A 21,350-nucleotide genomic window follows, 5' to 3' on the forward strand; every position below is an offset into this window, starting at 1 on the left:
TTTAGCTTCTAGTTATTCGAGTGCTAAAAAATTTAAAACATACTTAAATATTCTCTTAGATTATCCTCTATACAATCTATAACCAATTTCACAAAATTATCTGTTTTGCCTGTCATACTAGCAAGCTCCAAAGCTTCATAATATTGAATCCGTTTAACTGGATCTGCTTTTATGATTGCTGGAGGATATCCATGTTGCATCAATATAAAATTCATTAGTAAACGCGCTGTTCTTCCGTTCCCGTCGGAGAATGGATGAATATAAACAAATTTAAAATGTAATAATGCAGCAAGTTCAACAGGATGCAAAATATCTTTACTTACCTCATACCAATGCATTAGATTATCCATTTCTTGTTGGACAAACATATGTTCCGGCGGACGATGTTCACTACCTGATATTCGTACATTATTTTTCTTATACTTACCAGCGTTTTTATTATCTATGTTTTTTAATACAAGGCTGTGAATGTTTTTCAGTGTATAATGACTTAATTCTTCTTTCTTTGTTACAATATCCTCTACATATTCAATCGCTTCCACATGGTTGATTGCTTCAAAATGTTCTTTTAACCGCTTACCACCTATTGTTAGACCTTCTTCAATTACAATCTTCGTCTCTAATAATGTTAAAGTATTTCCTTCAATGGCATTTGAATTGTATGTCCATTCAATTAAGTACACATCTCGCATATTCTTAAGTACAGCTGTAGGGATTGGTCGCTTACTATCTAATTGTTGCTTTAATTCATTGATTAATTGAAAGTCATTCGCCATACTTCTTAGTTCCTATCAGTCTGTAAATTTCATCAATATAGAAACTCTTCGGTCAGCTAAAAAAAAGAATCTCTACATATGTTCAGAGATTCTTACTTATTATTAGTTTATGTTACTCCAATTTTTCTTTTCTTTACTACCTTAAAACCATTTATCAAATTTAGATTCAAAGTATTTCCTTTCTTCATTAGTCATTATCAAAGGGGATATAACCATATAACCCAAGATTGCTGCTGTAATAGAAAAAAAGAAATTCGCCATTAATTCCATATCTTTTTGCCAAAGAAATAAAAATCCGAATACAATCACTCCTATTAAAACACTTAAAATGCCTTTTAAAATACTTTTATTCAATGTAACGCCTCCCCATGTAATAATTCAATTATACTATGCATGTTAAAATCTTCCATTTTTTTTATAAAAGTTTTTCTTTTAACTGATTGCGACAATATCCTCTACATATTCAATCGCATCCACAGTCTAAAAACGAATCATGATCCCAGTCTTATCATCAGAATAAAACTTACTTTTCAACTCTTCCATTTCTAATCGTTTTGAATATTCTTCCAATCCTATCTCTTTCATTACTTTAAAAGTATAGATCAAATCAAATTTCGGATGAAATAATCCATCACTAATTAGTAATATTGATTTTAAATTGTTTAAATCAATAGATCCTAATTGAATATAGTTTCCAACAGCTTCGGTTCCATTTGCAACTGTATACCCATTAACTGTATTCGCCATGCTTCGATTATAGATAAGTTGATTTTTAATAGACTGATAGTATGATTCATCTGGTAAAATCAGCCCTTTCTTCCGATCCTTTTCTCGCCTTATTTTTGCTCTACTACTAATATCCTTTACGGTATCTTTCGTTAGAATTTTAATTTCCCCATTATGGTATTCTGCTAAAATCATACAATCTCCAAGTTGAGCAAATGATAAACTATTTTTTTCAATTTTTATAATGGCAACACATGTTGACCACAGTTCTTCAGGGCGATTTATGTCTATGTTATTTAACTTCATTTCTTCCATCAGTCTTCTATTTGCTAGAATAATTCCTTCTGATAGAGGCATTTCAGCCCTAAAATGATTTTTAAAATACTTACTAAATAAATTCGAAGCAATATATGCACCATTCATACCATCAGCATTCTTAAATGGAGAGATTGGAGTTGCTCCATCAAAAACTCCATATACATTTATTTCACTGTTTACTACCATTGCATCCTCGGATACTTTTTTTGATAGAGATACTCTCGCACTAGTATGAATCTCCATATTTTTCACCTCCGAAAAGATTCACGAATGGGTTTTCAGGTCTTTAAATGAATATGGAATACAAAAAGGATTATGTACTTTTTCTATTTTAATTGTCTAACTAATCACTTCCATGATCAGTAAACAATTACCAAATTTTAACAAATTATCATATAACAGAAATATTTCTTTAACAAAATCTTATTATACTTAATTATTGTTGCTTATATGACAACAAATACAAAAAAGAAGGTGTCTTATGAAAAAACGTATTCAATCAAAAAAGCTATTATCAGTAGTTGCTGGAAGTGCACTTGCAATCACTTCATTATTTTTAAATGATCAGAAAGCATTCGCGTGGTCTGATGAGGACGTTCACAATCAAGCTCATAGCACACATCATTTTATCGTAAATGGCAGTGTCAAACTTATAGCCGATAATACGAACCCTGCAATAAACAAGCCTTCCACATTACTCAATCAGTTTCGCGAACGTTGGGAACAGGGCTTATACGATGCGGATCACATTAATCCTTTTTATGATACGGGTACATTTATGTCTCACTTTTATGATCCAGACACACAAACAAATTATACGGGCGTTTCTTATCCAACGGCTCGTCAATCAGGTTCGAAGTATTTTAATCTAGCATCTGACTACTATAAAAAAGGCGATTTTTACAATGCATTCTATTATTTAGGAGTATCTTTGCATTACTTTACCGATGTAACACAGCCTCTACATGCTTCAAATATTTCCAATCTAGATCATCACGCACCCGGCTATCATTCAAAGTTTGAAACGAATGCCGAAAGTATTCAAAGTCAAATGACGGTGCCCGATTCAGGTCTATATAATTGGATCTCTTCGACTGATCCTGAAGCATGGATTCATCAAGCTGCGATACAAGCAAAATCTGTTTTACCTCAAGTTTGGAATGATACTATTATTAATTTGTTCTGGCAAGCAGCATACAGTAATTATTATTCTGCTATGTGGAAGAACGAGGTGACAAATCCGACACTTACTCAGTTGAATCAAGCAGAAAGAGAGACTGCTGGATTCATAGATATGTTTTTTCGCGTAAACGGTGTAGAAATGCCTGTGACGGTATATAACGAAAATGCTTTTGGCGGTGCATCTGAAATACTAGGTTCAGGTAATTATGATTACGATCAACTTGTAAAAGGTATTGGCAATGATACCATTTCTTCTATTCATATTGCACCAGGATATCAAGTCACTTTATTTTTCGATGCAAATTATAAAGGAGCGTCGATTGTACTTACAAACGATGTAAATGACTTAGGTAACTTTAATGATCAAGTATCAAGCTTAAAAATCTTGAAGACCTCAGCAATTTCTAAGTAATCTCGGACTCTGATTTTTTAACGAAATTGGAAAGATACATAAGATTATATAGAGGAAAAAATGAAATTATTTCAAAATAGTATAGTCCTATCGGATAAGTCATCATATAATAGTAAGGTATAATTTATACAAATAAAGTGAGGTGGAACATTTTTATGGGTAGTCCCAGTATAGGTGAGTCGGATAATTTACCGACAACATCAGAGGAAGTCATACAATTGAATATCCGAGAAGGATTACATCATAAAAATGTAATCCAACTTTTATAAGCTTTTGAAGGCTTCCTCTAGAAAAGAGGAGGTTTAAAAACGTGGTACACAACATTTGGAAGCAAATTTATATTAAAAAACAAGTAGAGAAACCAAAAAAAATTCAAGGGTTTGATATTGATTTAAACCAAGAAAATTTATCACGAATTGACCGTTTAGTGGATCGATATGAGTCAGAGATTCTACATCATTTAGATAGTGATTACACTCAAAAAACAAAATGGTCTGATCGAATCGCAGATAAAATTGCGCAATTTGGTGGCAGTTGGAAATTTATTATATGGTTTAGTGGTATACTCGCAGCCTGGATGATTTGGAATAGCTTATCATTCACGAAAGCCTTTCATTTTGACTCAGCTCCTTTTATCTTGTTGAACTTATGTCTATCTTTTATTGCCGCATTTCAAGCACCAGTCATTATGATGAGTCAAAACCGTCAAGCAGTACGTGATAAGCACGAATCCGTTATCGATTTCGCAATCAATTACAAAGCCGAACAAGAGATTGATGACATGCAAAATCGTCTAAACAATATAGAAAAACAATTAGCAGAGATTAAAGATTTACTTAAGCAAAGAAATTAAAGAGATTAAAGAGATTAAAGAAATAGTGTGTATCCCCTTTTAGGAGACAGTCAAAAAAGATTGTTCTGTCCTATGGAGGGGATTTTTTAATGGCAAAATTGGTTTCATTAATATATAAGTGAAATTTCCAATGGATAAATGAGTCGAATAATACCATAACTGGTATGAGAACTTTTTTAATATATTTGCAGTTCACCTCTTATTTGCACAGATGGGCTTTCTTTTTGTAGTACAAACTCTCTATAGCGCTATCTGTACCTTTCACAGCTGGTTTTCAATAAAGTTCACTCTCACTCCAATATTTTCAACACGCAAAAAAAGCACCTCCAAAATGGAAGTGCCTCAAACTTAAACTAATTCATTAACTTCAACCTGCGCCAAATCCCCAGCAGCCTTTACTCTTACACGAGTCGCATTACCAGGCAAATAAGCCAATGGTACATCTTCAATATCAACAATTACAAGATTAGTAGGATCAGCACCCGCTTTAATTGCTTCTTGTTTAGCCTCATCCTTTGCCATTTCCAATGCTTGATCACGGGTTAATTCTACTAATTTATAAATTCGTTCTACTTGACCGCTTACTTGAGAAATAGCTGCACCAATTGCGTTGGCCACTCCTGAATGTTGTGGACGAATAACTTCTGATGCTCCTTTTAAATCTTCAGGAAGAAGAATGCTACCGCCACCGACTAGAATTACTGGCACATCTTCTGCACTTGTTTTCATCTTGTCAATTGCTTCTTCAACTAACTCAACCATTTTCACATAAACTTTATTTAATAAATTTTTATCTAGATGAGCTACCTTTGATGCATCACCTAGCTCGACTTTCCCAAGGGCAACTGCTACGTCTGTCGTCGTTAATGTATCTCCACCGAAAATCAAGCTCTTTTCTGGTAGGCGATACCCTACGCTATCAGGTCCTATTGTGAATTCTCCATTATCCCTGATACGAACAATCGTTCCTCCACCAAGTCCAATTGAAATTAGGTCGGGCATACGGAAGTTTGTTCGCGCTCCACCAATTTCTACTGCAAGGGAGGATTCACGTGGGAATGATTGAATTAAAACGCCAACATCTGAAGTTGTGCCGCCTACGTCGACTACGATCGCATCTGAACTTTTAGTTAAGTATGATGCTCCACGTAAAGAGTTTGTTGGACCGCAAGCGATTGTAAAAATAGGATATTTCACGGCATAATCTACAGACATTAATGTACCATCATTTTGTCCGAAAAAAACTTTTGCTTCAATTCCTTCGTTTTTTAAGGCATTAATGAATCCATCAGCCGCTGTTTTTGCAACATTCACAACTGCAGCATTGATAATCGTAGCATTCTCTCTTTCTAGTAAACCTACTGAACCGATTTCTGATGAAAGTGAAATCGCTACTTCATCACCTAGAATTTCCTTCATAATTTCACTTGCTCTTTCTTCATGCTCCTTCGAAACTGGTGAAAATACAGAAGTAATCGCTACCGAATCAACTTTCCCTTCGATTTCATTTGCAATTTGGTATAAATGTGCTTCATCTAAAGAAACAATCTCTCTTCCATCAAATTCGTGACCACCGCGCACTAAATAGACATATTTTCCAAGCGCTTCACGAAGATCATCAGGTACACCGACTAGAGGTTTCACCGCTAATGTGGCTGGAGCTCCGATTCTAATGGCTGCTATTTTATTTAATCTCTTTCTCTCAACAATTGCATTTGTACAATGTGTAGTTCCTAGCATTGCATATTTAATTTGTTCTCTTGGTACATTCGCATCGCCAATAATTTTCTTCAATGCTGTATAAATTCCTGTCGCAACATCCTCTGTTGTAGGTGTTTTCGTTTCAGACACTACTTGATTATTTTCACCTAAAAGAACTGCATCAGTATGCGTTCCACCAACGTCAATACCAATTCTATATGTACTCATTATAATGTCACTCCTTTTTTAACAAGTTCTTCTACTGGAATATAGTCAACATCGTAGCCAAAGTATTTTGGTCCTACTGTTTCAATTCCTTTTTCTGTTCTCCATTTTGGATGACATGGGATTCCGACTACCACGCATCTTGCACCATATCGAATACCTTCTGTAGTAATTGGAAGTCCTGTTTCTGCATCAAGTACAGCAATTAAATCCGGTGTGACACAAAGTAAACGCTGATCTGTTTGTGCTAGTAAGTGTTCATTTTGGAAACGAACTTCTAATGTTTCTCCTTTATATTCATTAATGCCCTCAAATGTTGCGATCCCTTTTGCAAATCCACTTTCAGTTTTTCTGTTAATATCTGTTACTTTTCCATGGAATAGTTCAAAGCCCTTCGCACATTTTAATGCTTCTTTAACTGGATCTGCATTGTTTTCTTTTGCAAGTCTGATCGCTTTTCCTAACTCTTCTTCGAATTGAAGAATATTACAGATTCCGCTATCTTTTAAATTTTTTCCTGTCATCGGGTAAATGGCAGTCATGACAGAACCACCCATTTCAATTGTTGCTGCACGGGCAATCCGTTCAGTCCAAAGATTGTTAATGGTTGATAGGACAGAATTATTCCCTTTCTCATCGGCAAGAACCATTGGTGTTGCTGAAATGTTGTCTAAGTAAAATGTAACCATTTGTAATTCTGGAAAAGCCCTTCCCATGCCGTCTACATCAACAACAGGTAAACCTAGCTTTGCTGCAAGAGCAAGAGGAATCATCGAATTCAGACCACCAGCCTCGATTGGCATCGTTGCATAAATTTTCTTTCCTAAATACGACTCTAGGTTTTGAAATGCACTAAACATCTCTTCACCACTTGGAACTTTTTCAAGCAATACAGTTGGAGCACCCATCATCGCTGATGGAACAATTAATGCATCATCCGGCACTTCATCTACATCTAATAAAGTAATTTCTCCATATTCTTCAATCGCTTGTAAAGCCATTAGTTTACCTATGTAAGGGTCTCCCCCTCCTCCTGTACCTAGTAAAGCAGCACCTACAGCAATATCTTCAATTTCCTGTTTCCCTATTTTTCTCATTTTTAGAATACCTCCAATATTCAGAAATCTTATACGGTAATTTTTTCATCCACTAATTGCTTATTTTTAATTGCCTTTAAAATTAAAACACCGAAGTAATAAACAATTCCACTTAATACAAGTGAGTTAATTGATGGAATACCAAATTTAACAAAATAACCAGCTGCAAATCCTGCTGCCCATGCAATTAATGTCACTGGATTAATCTTTTCTGGTTCAGCCGGTAAAGTTCCCTTCTCCTTACTTTCATCCAACGCTTTTCGATATGTTTTTAATACAAAGTAATCAATGACCATAATTCCCGCAATTGGTGGAATCATGACACCAAGGAAAACTAGAAAATCTACAAAACGGTCAAGAATACCTAGAATGGATAATAATGAACCGATTAATCCAATTACAAGTGTTACGATTCCACGATTCACTTTAACTTTAAAAATCGTATCGATGATATTCGTAAATCCTAGAGAAGAAGAATATAAGTTCAAGTTATTGATTTTTACAGTAGAGAAAACAACAACTGCTGCGCCAATCCAACCAGATGTTTGTAGCATAATACTCACAACATCATTCGTTTTTGCCGCGTGTGACATCAATACGGCGATCATACTAACACCTAATTCACCCACAAGAGTACCAATTGTAGTCATCCAAAAAACATCTTTACCATTTCTGGCAAATCGACTAAAGTCTGGTGTAATAACAGCACCAATCATAAAACCTCCGGCAACCATTGTTGCACCAACTCCAATTGAAAGTGACTGACCTGGAGGCGGAGTTCCTATTAAACTAATAATCGAATGATCACTAAGAACTTTATAAACCCCGAATCCTACTACAATCAGAAAAGCAGGAACTGCAATTTTTGCTGTTAGGCTTAATAGTTTAAATCCAAAAATAACTAAAATAGTTACGCCTATTCCAGTAATCGCAGCAGCAACAGGAAGAATCAATTTACCATTAGTTGCCTCGACTAAACCATTTGCAAAAACAGAGTTCTGTACGCCAAACCAACCAATACAACATATGGAAACAACAAAGCCAATAATACTGGAACCATATCTACCAAACCCAGTCCAACGGGATAATAGACTAGTAGAAAGACCTTCACGAGCCCCTGCATAACCTAATAGAAAACTTACAATTTGCAACAAAATACTTCCAAACATCGTCGCCCAAAATGCCTGCCAAAAAGTCATGCCATAACCTAATGAAGCACCCAGCATAAACTGAGATAATGTTGCCAAAGCACCAACACGCACAAGCATAATATCCCACATCGGTAGTCTAGCCGATTGCGGAACCCTAGATAGTGAATAATCATCTCCAATATTTGACTTAGTTCCCATTAATCTGACCTCCCAATTATTTTTCATCAGTTAATAAACCTTTATTTATTTAGAAATACCATTCCAAAACTGATTAAATGTTAGATCCAATCTTGTATAAATCTCTTCTTCACTATGTCGATGCATTTGCCAAAATAACCCGTCCATTATGCATTGGAACGACAATGCTAACGCATGGCAATCACTATCCCTAATTTCCCCTTTCTCAATCCCTAGTCTAAAAATTTCAGCAAGAATTTTATACTCATTTTGCTCCATTGTGCCAAATCGATTCATAATATCTTCTTTAATGAACTCTGGTGGAGATGTCATCAGACGTACTAAAATTTTAGCTTTAAGATCCTCTTTATATTGAAAATCAATAGCTGATTTTAAAATAGAATAGAGTTGAACTTTAGTAGACTGATTACTTTTAAACTGCGACTCTACGATTGATAAATGACCATCTAACGTTTCCTTATATACAGCTAGAAAAATATCATCCTTACCTTCAAAAAAAGCATATACAGAAGGTGCCTTAATTCCAACTTCATTTGCAATTTCTCTAAGTGTCATTCCAGAATATCCTTTTTTTGCGAATAACTTTGTTGCTGCTTCTTTAATATTTTCTTTTGTTGATTTTGTTTTAATAATCATCCTTTATACAAATCCCCCTAATTTACCTAACTAATATTTGTTAGGTAATGAGCTAAAAAAAATTATAAAACCTACCTTACACTCGTTAGGTAAATAGGTAAAAAAATAATACTTTTTCTAACCTACCTAACACATGTAAGGTAACGAGCTAAAAAAAATATGACCCCCACTTTTACTATTTTTTGAATCCCTCCATTCACTAAAAAATATATTGTAGCTATATTATCACCTCAAAACACAGAATACAATGATTTTTCAGAAAATATTTTAATTAAATAAAAAAAAATCACAGGGCATATTTAATAGTTTGTTTCTAATTAAGAAACTCGCTTCTTCTTTCGTACCTATGAGTTGATTCTTCAAACTATTTTATTGTAAATTTTGTGTAATCCTACTTCTTTCACAATGAAATTTGATTTATTTTGCCATATTAGTGATATACTTAAATTATTAAATCCCTATTATAGGAGGAATGCAAAATGAACGAACAAGAATTAAAAGAATATCGTGCAAATGTCATTTCATCACTAGAGGAAGAAATCGCTCACTATCAAAACTTAATCAAACTGACAAGACATAGCAGATTGAAAGAAAGCCATACATATAATCTTAAATTCATGCAAGAATTATTGGAAGCTGAAAAAGCAGATCAAAATAGTTAATCATTAAAAGGTGCCTTCAAATGGAAGGTGCCTTTTCTGTTTTTAAGTCAAATTGTTATTTATAAATTAAGAGGCACCTCCCAAAAGGAAGGTGCCCCATCATTCTTTTACTTCAATCCAAAAGCTTTAATAATATCTTGATTAATACTATTACCTGCATCATCCCAAGCACTTGCTCTTAATGAAACAGAAGTTGCCTTTTTACGGTTTTCAATTCTAGCTTTCCAGCCGTCTTTTTCACGAGTTAAATCGACTAGTTCCCAAGACTTGCCTTCATCATATGAAACTTCTAATGTTGCACCTTTCATTTTACCGTTTCCTGGTGCACCAGCTACTTGGATTGCTTTCATTTCTAGATCGATCCAATGACCTGATTTTGCATTACCATTCATGTCAGTTTCTACATTGTAATCAAGTGAGATTAATGGAAGTTCTGTTTTATCTTCTTGCTCTTTAGACCAGAATGTAAACTCTGTATGTGTTTTTACAGAATTATCGAAGCGTTGTGGATCGCGCCATGCATCAGTCACTACTTTATACTGCGTATTTGCAGTTGGGTATTCGTTAAATGAGTAGATTGCTTGTCCTTGCGCTTCTTTTACTAGTTTTGATCCTTGGTAAAGTTTTATTGTTTGTGAACCTGGATAATTAGTTTCTGAACCTGTGCTTCCTACTCCAGAATCAGCCCATGCAGGAATGTTGATGACTAAGTTGTTTCCTGTACGATAAGGTTTCCAGAAACCATCACCTAAACGAGGACGAGCAATTGGTGAGAACCACTCTTCATCTAATGTTTGTCCTGGTTTGTATGTTGCTTTTGGTTGGCGTACTTCCCAAGCAGCATCTAGCATACTAGCTTGATGATACCAAGAAGTGCCTTTTTGTGCAGAAACCCATTCAGTTCGAACTGATGGTAGATTTAATTTAAATTGGAAACCTACGCCATTTGGTCGGTATGATGGAATATCCCAACGGAATTCACCACCTGCTTGAGGCTGGTCTGATTTATATTCAGCATTAATTTTTACAAGCTCGCTTGCTTTAGGTGAATACGTTAAGTCTTTTGGAATTCCATTTTCATGGTTGTCAACAAGATCATAAACGTATTTCGTATTAGGAGTACCTTTTACGTCAAGTTTTGCCTTATTGGACTTCGCAGCTTCAATCAGTTTTTCACCTTCTGTTTGACTGATCGCTACAACTGCGATTGGAGAATCTGAAAGTGACCAATCTTCATTTTCAATTCCAACATATTCACTAATCTCTTCTGGTCCATCATTTACAGTAATAACTAGTTTTGCACCTGCTGCATATGCTGCTGCTGAGCGTTCCATACCAGTTACTTCATCACTTCGATCAACGATAACCGCCTTACCTTTAACATTTAATCCTTTATAATCTGCTTGCGCACCTTTACCTACATAAACTGCGTCTAGTTTGTATTTTCCATCTAGTAATGTGCTTCCAGCTTGTGGGATATCATCTAATTCGGTGCCTTTGAAATTAATTGTCATGAATGGTTCCATCAATCTCCAACGAGTATTAAATGCAAATTTTCCATTTTTCACGTTCTTAATTGGCTCAGCATACATCTTATCAACTGTAACCGGCATCACATAGATGTCACTAACATTGTTGCCATCAATTTCACGGTAATATTCCATTTTTCTAAAACTTGCTTCTGTTTTATTTGGTACGTTTGCTGTAATCTCATTGGCTTTACGTGCATCCAATGTAACAGTTTGTGGACCATTTAAATTAATTTCAGGATTTCCTACAAGTGCAACACCAGCGTGGTCAGTATCTGTATCGACATCCATCATTGACACTGCAGAATAAGTTCCTGGCTTTAGACGCAATTCTGTTGTACCGTTAACAGCAATAAATTCAGGAATACCATCTGGACCGAGTAGATTGATATACGCTAAAGTAGGATTACCGTCTCGTCCAATTGCTTTTAGCGTTAATGGATATCTTTCCTCTTCTTTAATCATCGCTAATGCAGTATGCACAACTGTTTTCCCATCAATATTTGCAGAAATCTGACCTTGATAGCGTTGGCCATTAGCACCAACGTTTGGATCAAGTGTAACAGTAACTTTTGCACTACCTTTTGCTGGTACAGTTACCTTGTTCGATGAAAGTTTAAATAAACCTGCAGGTGCATCTGCATCATTATTATCAGTAATTTTCGCTGATAGATCTAACGTCACAGGCTGATCACTGTCGTTAGTGTACGTAATTGTTTTCTCTTTCAATCCATCATTTTCATGTGGCCAAGCATAGAAACCAAAATCAAGTGAACCAGTCGCACGCAAATCTCCAAGAGTTGCTGCTACAACATCAAGTCGTCCAGTTCCACCTTCTAACGGCTTAATATCATCTAATTTTTTAGTTGTACTCATTAATGCATCTTTCAGCTGTGCGCCTGTCCAATCAGGATGGCGTTGTGAAAGGATTGCAGCCGCTCCGGCTACATGCGGCGTAGCCATCGACGTACCACTCATCGAAAGATAAGAACCGCTACCTTGCGTTGAATATTGAGAACGTGCGGCTGTAATATTTACACCTGGTGCTGTCAGATCAGGCTTTAATCCTTCACTACCAAAACGTGGTCCTTTTGATGAGAAGTAAGCAAGATAATCTGATTTGTCAACTGCACCAACTGTAAGTGCCGCATCCGCTGACCCAGGAGAACCGATTCCTTCCCCCCCTGTATTACCAGCCGCAATAACGAACAGCGAGCCAGTCTCTTCACTTAAATTATTAACTGCTTGTGCCATCGGATCTGTGCCATCACTTGACTCATCGCTTCCTAAACTCATGCTTACAATTTTGGCATTATGTGCAGCCCATTCCATCCCATCAATAATCCACGAATCAAGTCCAAAACCATCATTACTTAACACTTTTCCTACTAATAGACTTGCTCCTGGAGCTACACCTTTATATTTTCCATCTGATGCTGCCCCCGTTCCGAGTACAGTAGATGCAACATGGGTACCGTGTGCATGGTAGTCACGTACATCTTCACCAGGAACAAAGCTTTTTGTTTCTTTTATTTGACCAGCTACATCTGGATGTTCAGCATCGATTCCAGTGTCAAGAACTGCTACTTTTACGCCACTTCCGTTGTAACCAGCATTCCAAGCAGTAGGTGCCCCAATTTGTGGAACACTTTGCTCAAGCGTTGCTTTAACACGTCCATCTAACCAAATTTTTTCTATTCCAGGTGTAACGAATGACTTTGTAGATTTTGTAGAATCTGCAGATTTTATATTTTTCTTAACATCTTGCCAAAACTCTTTTGTATCCTTCTTATCTGCAGAAAGCGCAGCACCATTAATACTTTCAAGTTCATGTGTTTTCGTTGAAGCTTTTAATGCCGGTTTCACGCTTGAGCGAGTTTTTGACTCTGAATATTGTACGATTACAGGTAATGTCTTTTGAGAAGCATCATCATATCCATCTGCAATTAGTGCAGTGATATTGAATAAATCTCGATCTAAAGTACCAGAAGCTAAATAAGGCATCGCTTGTTTTGGAATAACATATGTATCCTTATTCACAGTCATGATATGCGAACCACCATCAGCTTTATCCGCTGGCTCGACACTGATCACACTTTGTCCATCCGCAAACTCTGTAACAGTAACTACATCACCTGTAATAAGAGTAATCACATGCTTCCCTGTACTTGCTTTTGTGTTAATCCCTTGAAGATTCGTTTCTACAGCATTACTATTTGTTAAATTTGAAACATTATTGCCTGTCCCAGCAGCTAACGCTTGAAAAGTTGGAACAGCAATAAGAGCTGTCGTCATCATCGCAGTAACATACTTATTTAACCTAGGCTTTCCTGTCATCTTACACTCCCCTATTCTGATAAAATAAAAAAAGCGACTTCTCATATGAATCTATTAAAATCGATTTTAATCGTTCATATTCAAACCACTTTAAAAAAGCACTCTACATTATCAAAATATAAAGAATATTCAATCATCGGTCAATTGGGTTATTCAAGCCCTGATTTATCAACTTTTTATTAAAACCGACAAATTTTTCAATTATTTTTGAATGATATTAACCCACCTTTTTTCACGAAATAAATGGATAGTTGTTTTCTTTTCAAAATCCTTTCTAGTTAGATAAACCTATCAATAAATACTAGAAAAATAGAAAAACTAGAATAAAATACCTATAAATGCTTTGCTTTCTAGCGAACTACTTTCTTTTATAGCCAAATCCTGTAGTGATTAAACAAGAAAGAAATGCAACGATAGAGACTATTAATCCTAGCATTAATCCCAAATCCCGCATAAACAAATCTTCACCTGGATAAGCTTCTAGAGTTAATCTCCAATATAGAAACAAAATTGATAAAAAAACATAAAAACTACTTCCTATGATACTCATTTTAATCCGGTTTACATTCGTACCTTGCCATGCTTTACTGACGATTATCCATAAAAAGAAACTTGCAAAGACAGCCAAAACCATTACCAGCAAATGGAGATATGGGATTTGTAGATCCGTTAATAGATAAAAATAAAGGACTAGACAAGTAGTAAAAAACAGCATTGCATTCATAATAAACAAGAAAATTCCTGACATCAAATGATTTTGAAACCAACTAGCACTTTGCAATTTAAAAACAAGTTTATTATGATCATCAAGCATGAAGGATACTTTATCTCTTTTAAATAGAATGGTACAAACTACAATAAAAACGAGCAATAAAAATAGAGTCAATGGCATAATACCTCCACATTCTAAGTCTACTAATTAGTATAAAAGAAATATCTTCTAGGAGAGTAACAAATTATGTAATTTATATGAAAAAAGCAATAGAGAAGCCTTGCTAATTAAAATAAAAAAGAATGAAAGATAAACTGATATTCCAGATTTTATCCTCATTCCTATAATTTCTGAATTTTATTCCCGCTTCAAACCAATCACTCAATATTACTGACCTCCAAAACAATTTCAATCTTCCGCTTTTTCTTCTCAATCATTCTAGCAATAAATTCACTAAAATCATCTTTTTGGCTTTTTTGATTTTTATTTGTATCACCGCTAATTGCAGCTATTCGATACAGGATCTTCAATTGTTCCATATGCTCATTTAGACTCATATTTGATAAGTCCTCATACTGTTCAATGAGTCTTTTTCTAAAAATTATTTCTAAGTCATCGTTTGTGGCTGTTTCGTTTGAAGTATTTTTTCGAATATAAATTTTATCTGTAAATAATTTATCGGAGCCTCTTTTAGCAATAAATGGGATATATCGATTTTGCTCGGGGATATAGATGATGAAGAAGGTTTTACCACTAAAATATCCATACATTTCATTCTCGTCGTAATCAATTTGTTGGAGATGATAAGTTAGAATAGAAGGTAAATAGCCATTTAATTTTCTTTGAAAATCGGTTGGATCCTTTAACTCTTCTTTCAGAATTCCGACTGGGTGATTATCATCATTTACGCCAAAAATAATTGACCCTCCACCAGAATTCGCCATTGCAATTATTAATTTTGCAATTTGGTCTTCTCTAACGAAAGTTTCTTTAAAATCCAATGCATTATTTTCGCCAAAAGATTGTTCAATCAGATTTTTAAGAGAAGCAATATCAAAATTCTTGTCTGCATAATTAAATGTATTTAGAAATTCCTGCTTATAAATCGGCCTTTTAACCATAATTCCACCTAGTTTCATATTTTTTATAATCTAAACTAGATCTTGTTATTACATATAATGTTAGGAAAAAAGAAATGGCACCTAAAAAATCGCAGAAATTTTTCTGGTAAAAAACTACAAATTTATCCTTTCTTAATTTGCAAAAAAAGCCAAAGCATAATGCCTTGGCCTCTTTTAACAATTATCTAAAAGTCGCTAGGAAATATTCTTCGTTTAAAGTGATATTCAACTGAGCGATTATTAAAAAGATTACTATAATTTACTTTAATCTTTTTAACTTCTAATTGCTTAATTTTCTCTTCTAACGACTTCTTATCCCCATCAGTTAATTTTCCATCCCCTGACAAACTAGAAATTTCATCTAATAATTCCTGAATCCTTTCATCACGAAATTCTTTTTCTTCGTTTTGTTGATAGATTGTCATCTTTGTATGAAGAATTGAATTGACCAATTCGTCAGCCCCACCAGAAAGCCTATTTAAGATTAAAAGCTGTTCATTTAAAATCTCATTATCTAAATCATAAGGATACCTTAGTTGATGATCAATTTCGCTCCAGCCTTCTTCAAATATTGTTCTCACTTGAATTTCAGCTAAATAATTTACTTTTGTCATTTGCGATTTAATGACATAATGCCATGATCGATATCCGGCATCATGAACTAAAAACTGAAACTTTTCCTCTTCAATATGCTGTTCGCTTGTCATATCACCGAGGCGATGATAAATAGTCGCTTTTTCATGTAGATTCCAATTTTGTCTAATTGTTTTGTCTATATCTGCAGCTTGGTATTTATACAAATGTAATGCTCTTATTCCAATTAGATCCGTGATTTCTGTTTTATAATTCGAAACATTTATTTCATATGATGAGTCTGATTTTTTACCTTTAATCGTCTTTCGAATAATCTTTTCTATTAAATGGTCAGGATATTTTATTCGCGATTTCACAGTATGAATTTCAGGATTTTTACGGAGTATTTCCGAAATAAAGGTAGCTACCGTTTCAAGATTCGGTATTTCTGAAATGTATTCATTATAAATTTCTATATATTTTGACCAGTCTAAACAGTACTTTTCAAAATCCTGTTCATCAATTTTATATTTTTCAAAGAAGTACTTCTGATTCTTTATAAGGCCCATGCGTTTTCTCCTTCTAACTTTTCCATAACCATATCCTACCATATTTTAGGAAGAAACATACTTTTTCAGCACTTTAATCTATTCAAAATATATATTTGTGAGGCACCCCTCAAAACACGAACAAACGACCTGATTATACGTTCGTAAAAAATCCATTTTTTTCAAAAAAACTACTTCCATAAGAATGGGTGTTCGTGTATAATAAAATCATTCAAACAGAACAGAACATACAATCTTAAAAAAAAGAACAATTATCGCCTAAAAAAAGTTAAAAAATAGAACAAAGAGGAGATGTAAAAAATGGAAATTATTATTTTATGTAGCGTCTTATTATCATGGTGTATTTTAGAAGGTTTCAACAAATTTGTTGTAAATCGTTAATAACTTTAATGAAATTTTTTATTTTATGATACAAATGACAAACTTTTATAAATAAAAAAGTGCTCTTCTACTTTGAAAAAATAGTGAGCACTTTTTAGAGATTATTATTTAGCTATGTATTCTTGCAATTCCTTAATCAGTATTTCTGCTCCGCTTTTACTTACTACAATCTTTCCACTATCAAATGAGAAATTATTTTCATCAATAACTCCTGTTACCATACAAGCATTATTAGAAACATATTGTTTAAGGATAATCCTTTGTTCCTCAATAAATACTTCAAATGGTTCATATTTATTTAGATTTAACATTTTTCTTAATTCCTTTGGTAAAACAATTCTTCCTAAGTCATCTAGTTTTCTAACAATTCCACTTAGACCGGAATTTTCATCATATTTTGTAAGAATAATCATACCTTCTTCAAAATGAATTTCAAATGGAGCATTGTTCTCTAAATTCATTGTATTTCTTAGTTCTTTCGGTAGAACAATTCTTCCAAGATCGTCTAGTTTTCTAATAATTCCAGTTGATTTCATACTTGCAACTCCCCATGTATTTCAATATCTTTATATACTCAATATAATTCTCTCTATATCTACATTGAGTTTAATTTAATAATACCAAATTATTTTAATTTTCTCTCTACTTATATCGACTCATTTTTAAATATATTAATACAAATTATAAAAATTTTTTTCATACTTCTAAATTAACATTATATTTACTCAATTTGTTTTAGTAAATTATGGAAATAAATCAAAAAAGAGATGAGTTAATCAAATGGTAACGAATTACCTAGAAAAACTCATCTCTTAAAATTAATCTTTTATCTTGAATAACCACCGAGACTTTGTTCAGCCATTTGAACTAAACGTTTAGTAATCTCTCCACCTACTGAACCATTTGCACGAGACGTTGAATCTGGACCTAAGTGTACTCCAAATTCTGTTGCAATTTCATACTTCATCTGTTCGATTGCAGATTCAGCATTTGGTGAAACATATTGATTTGAAGATCTGTTTGCCATGATATGTAGCCCCTTATAATAAAATTTTCTGATATGAACTATCAGATTGCTGTTAGTATTTCATATTGAATTTAAAATATTCATCATATAAATATTTCTATAACTTTTTTCATAATTCATCCGCAATTTTATAGCAAATAAAGTTTTTCTAGACAACGTTAAATCATACTGCAATAATTGTCATATTATTTCCCAAAAAAATAATTAATTGATAAATATGAATTAACCAATGCTATTCACACTTAAGGAGAACCTCCATATATTATATTGATATAATTCATTTTTTTGAAAGGTAGGTGTATCAAAATAAGAGTAGATGGTATCTTTGAAGGAGGAGGAGTTCGAGGAATCGGACATGTTGGAGCTATTTGTGCTTTAGAAGAAGAAGGTTATGAATGGGCACGTTTGGCAGGTACTTCTGCTGGAGCTATTGTTGCTACTCTTCTAGCATGTGGTTATACAGGTAAAGAATTAAAGGAAATTATGGATCGTCTAGATTATAAAAATTTTATTACAAAAACATGGTTGCACTATATTCCTTTAATCGGATTGGGATTAAATATCTTATTTAAAAATGGGTTATATAAAAATGACTTTGAAGAAGAATGGTTAGAGTCTTTATTATCAAAAAAAGGCATTCGCTATTTCGATGATTTAGAAGAAGGAAAATTGAAAATCATTATTTCTGATATTAGTAATGGAAAAATGGTCGTTTTACCTGATGATTTACCTGATTACGGCTTGTCAGCAAAAGATATAACCATTGCACAAGCAGTAAGAATGAGTGGTACAATACCCTTTTTCTTTCAACCAATTAAACTTAAAACTCCTAATTATAATTATCCAATATTAATTGTTGATGGTGGAATTTTAAGTAATTTTCCAATTTGGATTTTCGATGACCATAAAGAATGGCCGACTTTTGGTTTTCGCTTAATTGATGAAGAAATTAATGCAAAGCCGCTGGATGCTCATAACCCAATCTCATTTTACAAATCAATATTTATAACGATGAGACAAGCACACGACATTCGACATCTTACTACAGAAGTGAATGAACGAACAATAAAAATCCCAACTGGTGAAATATCAAGCACTGATTTCTATTTAACTAAAAAAGAAAAAGAAGCACTTTTCACAAATGGATACCAAGCCGCAAAAAAGTTTCTAGGAACTTGGGATTTTGAAAAGTATAAACATAACTATCCACCTGTACCGAACTGTCATAAAGTGCATAGTCTGTAGTAGCTAAAAAACGCAATCTTTTCTAGCTATTCATAGAAAAGATTGCGCTTTTTTGTTTTGTCTACTTCAGGTTCGTAAGGTTAATTCATTTAACCCTTATTTTAGCATCTCCTTGAATATAAGAAGGATAAAATGACAACTTAAGCTTTAATGGATTAACGTAATCTTTAGTAGAAATTGTTATTCCTACTATTTGCTTACCACCATCATGATATTCAGTTGATTCTGCACTAGTTTCAACTTCTTTGCCATTAGCATCAAAAATTGATTCAACTAATGAGTTAATGACAATTTATGCTCATGCATAATTGACAGAAATGCTTGCTCATCTCCTTTGATAGCCTTTTTCACTATACTATGATCCTGAATGTCAATCCCTCCATCTCGATGTTCTATATATTAGACTTCTGAGAGCCAAAAAAGTTTTAATAATTTCTAATTTTCCTCATAAAAAATCCCCTATTTAATAGACAGTACAGCACCCTTCATTTAACTGTCTACTTTATGGGGATTATTAAAACTTATTGGACATCCTCTATTAACTTTATTTTTTATTTATATCGTTTCTTGCCAATAGGATTTTATCAATTTTATCCTACTAGAATCTGAATAAACATAAACATTATGGCGAATTACTCTGGTTTTTCCAGTATATCTTACTTGCATAATATCTTTTGTATAAAGAATAGGTCTGGATTTTGAAAGAAATGATATAGGAGTAGCAGCAACACCTGCGAATCCTGCTGGAGCAAAATATACTCCTAGTGATATGGATGCGACTGAAGCAATTTGTATAGAAAAATCCACTCCTGATTGGTTTTGTATTTTTCCATAGGCAGTTCCAACATAACTATATTGTGTTCCACCTGTTTCAATAGCAACACTTCGACTAGATTTAGGAGATATTTCTTGTTCAATAGGTGTAATTTGAATGGTGTCACTTGTAGCAGTGGACTCTGCAAATGATGCACTTGCTGAGCTAAGTGTAATAGCAGTTGCTAAAGTTGAAATTAAAAGTTTTTTCATAAGTAACACTCCTTATCTTTTACGGCTTGTTTTTCTTGTTTTAGAAAAAAATTGTTAATTAAATTGCAACTATCCATCTCTTGACCATAAAGAAGATTAACAATCACTTGAATCCCCTTCTAAATTTTTTTGATTGATTCAAAAATAACTTTTTATCTACAAAAACTATCACCTCTTTACATCTATATTAATATCTTAATTATAGTAATCTGAAGAATGAATTCAGTGGAATTTTTGTGAATGTTTTAGTAAAACTTTACAAATTTTTACGTATAAAAGAACTTAGTTGTTTTCAAAAAATATTAGAAGAAGACTTGTTAATAGAATCATAGTTTGTTACTTTTTCATAATTCCATATAGCGTTAAATCCTAATGTCCAAAAAATGAAAAAAAGTTCACAATAAAGACAATGAATTTTAGTGTATCTAACTTTTTAAATGTTAAGATAGTTTCGTAAACGTTTACTAAAAAAGTTAAGAGATAGTTATAAAATTTTAATTTAAATTTAACTTCTACGTGAAATGGTGAGGGAGTGTCACCTATCCTATAAAATTTGACAAATATTTAAATAACTAGTGCTATTAATTTTAGTGTCGTAATAACAACCAATTTGAAACAGGAGGTATATTATGAAATTAGCAAGAAATATCTTAATTATATTTTCCTACATAATGTTTACGGTATTGATTATATTTGGACCCGAATTTCGTAAGTATAAATTGTATGTTTTTTTGTTACAGTTATTATTTTTTTGTACAGGTCCATTTTTATTAATATTTTTAGACTGGAAGAAAAAAAGAAATAAAGATGGTTCAAAAATAAATGGTAATTCGGAGTGAAAATGGAATGGAAGGATTTACGATCATAAATCCATTTCATTATTAGTACGATTC

19 protein-coding genes are annotated in these 21,350 nt (G+C 33.5%); 5 read left to right on the plus strand and 14 right to left on the minus strand.

Annotated features, from left to right (window positions below):
• Window positions 1-32 precede the first annotated feature (32 nt).
• From ACSBO6_RS15265 to ACSBO6_RS15275, 3 genes are all read right to left on the minus strand, one after another.
• Entirely contained in the window at window positions 33-776 is a 744-nt protein-coding gene (locus ACSBO6_RS15265; RefSeq protein ID WP_498843634.1) for a Fic family protein, read from the minus strand.
• 141 nt (window positions 777-917) lie between these two features.
• Window positions 918-1,130: a hypothetical protein gene (locus ACSBO6_RS15270; RefSeq protein WP_098843949.1), complete on the minus strand. Its 213-nt coding sequence runs from the start codon at window positions 1,128-1,130 to the stop codon at window positions 918-920.
• 126 nt (window positions 1,131-1,256) lie between these two features.
• Complete coding sequence (locus ACSBO6_RS15275; RefSeq protein WP_098843950.1) at window positions 1,257-2,063, minus strand: protein phosphatase 2C domain-containing protein; 807 nt, start codon at window positions 2,061-2,063, stop codon at window positions 1,257-1,259.
• A 238-nt stretch (window positions 2,064-2,301) separates the two neighbouring features.
• Here ACSBO6_RS15275 and ACSBO6_RS15280 point away from each other — a divergent pair, with 238 nt between their 5' ends.
• A complete protein-coding gene (locus ACSBO6_RS15280; protein ID WP_498843635.1) occupies window positions 2,302-3,414 on the plus strand; it encodes a zinc dependent phospholipase C family protein in 1,113 nt (370 codons plus the stop codon).
• Between the two features lie 310 nt (window positions 3,415-3,724).
• On the plus strand, window positions 3,725-4,267 hold the full coding sequence (locus ACSBO6_RS15285) for a DUF1003 domain-containing protein (RefSeq protein WP_098843952.1): 543 nt from the start codon (window positions 3,725-3,727) through the stop codon (window positions 4,265-4,267).
• Between the two features lie 348 nt (window positions 4,268-4,615).
• Here the strand turns inward: ACSBO6_RS15285 and ACSBO6_RS15290 are convergent, their stop codons facing one another.
• From ACSBO6_RS15290 to ACSBO6_RS15305, 4 genes are read right to left on the minus strand one after another with little or no spacing between them, the layout of a single operon-like run.
• Window positions 4,616-6,196 carry a hydantoinase/oxoprolinase N-terminal domain-containing protein gene (locus ACSBO6_RS15290; RefSeq protein ID WP_498843636.1) on the minus strand — a complete coding sequence of 527 codons (1,581 nt, stop codon included), beginning with the start codon at window positions 6,194-6,196 and terminating at the stop codon, window positions 4,616-4,618.
• Window positions 6,196-7,290, minus strand: coding sequence for an S-methyl thiohydantoin desulfurase family protein (locus ACSBO6_RS15295; protein ID WP_098843954.1), 1,095 nt, complete (start codon window positions 7,288-7,290; stop codon window positions 6,196-6,198). The genes ACSBO6_RS15290 and ACSBO6_RS15295 overlap by 1 nt, the downstream gene beginning before the upstream one ends.
• 29 nt (window positions 7,291-7,319) lie before the next feature.
• Window positions 7,320-8,639 carry a purine-cytosine permease family protein gene (locus ACSBO6_RS15300; protein WP_098843955.1) on the minus strand — a complete coding sequence of 440 codons (1,320 nt, stop codon included), beginning with the start codon at window positions 8,637-8,639 and terminating at the stop codon, window positions 7,320-7,322.
• Window positions 8,640-8,684: 45 nt separating this feature from the next.
• Complete coding sequence (locus tag ACSBO6_RS15305) at window positions 8,685-9,275, minus strand: TetR/AcrR family transcriptional regulator (protein ID WP_098843956.1); 591 nt, start codon at window positions 9,273-9,275, stop codon at window positions 8,685-8,687.
• Window positions 9,276-9,754: 479 nt separating this feature from the next.
• On the opposite strand from ACSBO6_RS15305, the gene ACSBO6_RS15310 reads away from it, so the two are divergent.
• The gene (locus tag ACSBO6_RS15310; RefSeq protein ID WP_098843957.1) at window positions 9,755-9,937 is read left to right on the plus strand and encodes a hypothetical protein; all 183 of its coding nucleotides are present in this window, start codon (window positions 9,755-9,757) and stop codon (window positions 9,935-9,937) included.
• 107 nt (window positions 9,938-10,044) lie between these two features.
• On the opposite strand, the gene ACSBO6_RS15315 is transcribed toward ACSBO6_RS15310, so the two are convergent.
• Window positions 10,045-13,803, minus strand: a complete 3,759-nt coding sequence (locus ACSBO6_RS15315) for a S8 family serine peptidase (RefSeq protein ID WP_498843637.1) — start codon at window positions 13,801-13,803, stop codon at window positions 10,045-10,047.
• Window positions 13,804-13,848: 45 nt separating this feature from the next.
• Between ACSBO6_RS15315 and ACSBO6_RS15320 the strand changes: the two genes are divergently transcribed.
• Window positions 13,849-13,986: a hypothetical protein gene (locus tag ACSBO6_RS15320; protein WP_498843638.1), complete on the plus strand. Its 138-nt coding sequence runs from the start codon at window positions 13,849-13,851 to the stop codon at window positions 13,984-13,986.
• Between the two features lie 175 nt (window positions 13,987-14,161).
• Here ACSBO6_RS15320 and ACSBO6_RS15325 read toward each other — a convergent pair whose 3' ends face one another.
• The 5 genes from ACSBO6_RS15325 to ACSBO6_RS15345 form a co-directional block, all read right to left on the minus strand.
• Window positions 14,162-14,695 carry a hypothetical protein gene (locus ACSBO6_RS15325; RefSeq protein ID WP_498843639.1) on the minus strand — a complete coding sequence of 178 codons (534 nt, stop codon included), beginning with the start codon at window positions 14,693-14,695 and terminating at the stop codon, window positions 14,162-14,164.
• A gap of 197 nt (window positions 14,696-14,892) precedes the next feature.
• On the minus strand, window positions 14,893-15,636 hold the full coding sequence (locus ACSBO6_RS15330; protein WP_180232781.1) for an AlbA family DNA-binding domain-containing protein: 744 nt from the start codon (window positions 15,634-15,636) through the stop codon (window positions 14,893-14,895).
• Window positions 15,637-15,821: 185 nt separating this feature from the next.
• Window positions 15,822-16,778 carry a RelA/SpoT-related domain-containing protein gene (locus ACSBO6_RS15335; protein ID WP_180232783.1) on the minus strand — a complete coding sequence of 319 codons (957 nt, stop codon included), beginning with the start codon at window positions 16,776-16,778 and terminating at the stop codon, window positions 15,822-15,824.
• A gap of 485 nt (window positions 16,779-17,263) precedes the next feature.
• The gene (locus ACSBO6_RS15340; protein WP_286138232.1) at window positions 17,264-17,695 is read right to left on the minus strand and encodes an AbrB/MazE/SpoVT family DNA-binding domain-containing protein; all 432 of its coding nucleotides are present in this window, start codon (window positions 17,693-17,695) and stop codon (window positions 17,264-17,266) included.
• Window positions 17,696-17,985: 290 nt separating this feature from the next.
• A complete protein-coding gene (locus ACSBO6_RS15345; RefSeq protein WP_098843962.1) occupies window positions 17,986-18,186 on the minus strand; it encodes an alpha/beta-type small acid-soluble spore protein in 201 nt (66 codons plus the stop codon).
• Window positions 18,187-18,492: 306 nt separating this feature from the next.
• Between ACSBO6_RS15345 and ACSBO6_RS15350 the strand changes: the two genes are divergently transcribed.
• Window positions 18,493-19,431 (plus strand): patatin-like phospholipase family protein, encoded by a 939-nt coding sequence (locus ACSBO6_RS15350; protein WP_098844008.1) that lies wholly within the window; start codon window positions 18,493-18,495, stop codon window positions 19,429-19,431.
• A 555-nt stretch (window positions 19,432-19,986) separates the two neighbouring features.
• Here ACSBO6_RS15350 and ACSBO6_RS15355 read toward each other — a convergent pair.
• Window positions 19,987-20,457 (minus strand): hypothetical protein, encoded by a 471-nt coding sequence (locus tag ACSBO6_RS15355; RefSeq protein WP_098843963.1) that lies wholly within the window; start codon window positions 20,455-20,457, stop codon window positions 19,987-19,989.
• Window positions 20,458-21,350: the final 893 nt, after the last annotated feature.

This window comes from Bacillus sp. AL-1R (assembly GCF_052180195.1).
GTDB lineage: Bacteria > Bacillota > Bacilli > Bacillales > Bacillaceae_G > Gottfriedia.

What these genes read in the sequence shown, in the direction of transcription:
- ACSBO6_RS15280 (WP_498843635.1), top strand. Translation starts at nt 2,302, where the DNA reads ATGAAAAAACGTATTCAATCAAAAAAGCTATTATCAGTAGTTGCTGGA.
- ACSBO6_RS15340 (WP_286138232.1), bottom strand. Translation starts at nt 17,695, where the DNA reads ATGAAATCAACTGGAATTATTAGAAAACTAGACGATCTTGGAAGAATT.
- ACSBO6_RS15355 (WP_098843963.1), bottom strand. Translation starts at nt 20,457, where the DNA reads ATGAAAAAACTTTTAATTTCAACTTTAGCAACTGCTATTACACTTAGC.
- ACSBO6_RS15310 (WP_098843957.1), top strand. Translation starts at nt 9,755, where the DNA reads ATGAACGAACAAGAATTAAAAGAATATCGTGCAAATGTCATTTCATCA.
- ACSBO6_RS15325 (WP_498843639.1), bottom strand. Translation starts at nt 14,695, where the DNA reads ATGCCATTGACTCTATTTTTATTGCTCGTTTTTATTGTAGTTTGTACC.
- ACSBO6_RS15290 (WP_498843636.1), bottom strand. Translation starts at nt 6,196, where the DNA reads ATGAGTACATATAGAATTGGTATTGACGTTGGTGGAACGCATACTGAT.
- ACSBO6_RS15330 (WP_180232781.1), bottom strand. Translation starts at nt 15,636, where the DNA reads ATGGTTAAAAGGCCGATTTATAAGCAGGAATTTCTAAATACATTTAAT.
- ACSBO6_RS15315 (WP_498843637.1), bottom strand. Translation starts at nt 13,803, where the DNA reads ATGACAGGAAAGCCTAGGTTAAATAAGTATGTTACTGCGATGATGACG.
- ACSBO6_RS15320 (WP_498843638.1), top strand. Translation starts at nt 13,849, where the DNA reads ATGAATCTATTAAAATCGATTTTAATCGTTCATATTCAAACCACTTTA.
- ACSBO6_RS15300 (WP_098843955.1), bottom strand. Translation starts at nt 8,639, where the DNA reads ATGGGAACTAAGTCAAATATTGGAGATGATTATTCACTATCTAGGGTT.
- ACSBO6_RS15295 (WP_098843954.1), bottom strand. Translation starts at nt 7,290, where the DNA reads ATGAGAAAAATAGGGAAACAGGAAATTGAAGATATTGCTGTAGGTGCT.
- ACSBO6_RS15305 (WP_098843956.1), bottom strand. Translation starts at nt 9,275, where the DNA reads ATGATTATTAAAACAAAATCAACAAAAGAAAATATTAAAGAAGCAGCA.
- ACSBO6_RS15345 (WP_098843962.1), bottom strand. Translation starts at nt 18,186, where the DNA reads ATGGCAAACAGATCTTCAAATCAATATGTTTCACCAAATGCTGAATCT.
- ACSBO6_RS15265 (WP_498843634.1), bottom strand. Translation starts at nt 776, where the DNA reads ATGGCGAATGACTTTCAATTAATCAATGAATTAAAGCAACAATTAGAT.
- ACSBO6_RS15335 (WP_180232783.1), bottom strand. Translation starts at nt 16,778, where the DNA reads ATGGGCCTTATAAAGAATCAGAAGTACTTCTTTGAAAAATATAAAATT.
- ACSBO6_RS15275 (WP_098843950.1), bottom strand. Translation starts at nt 2,063, where the DNA reads ATGGAGATTCATACTAGTGCGAGAGTATCTCTATCAAAAAAAGTATCC.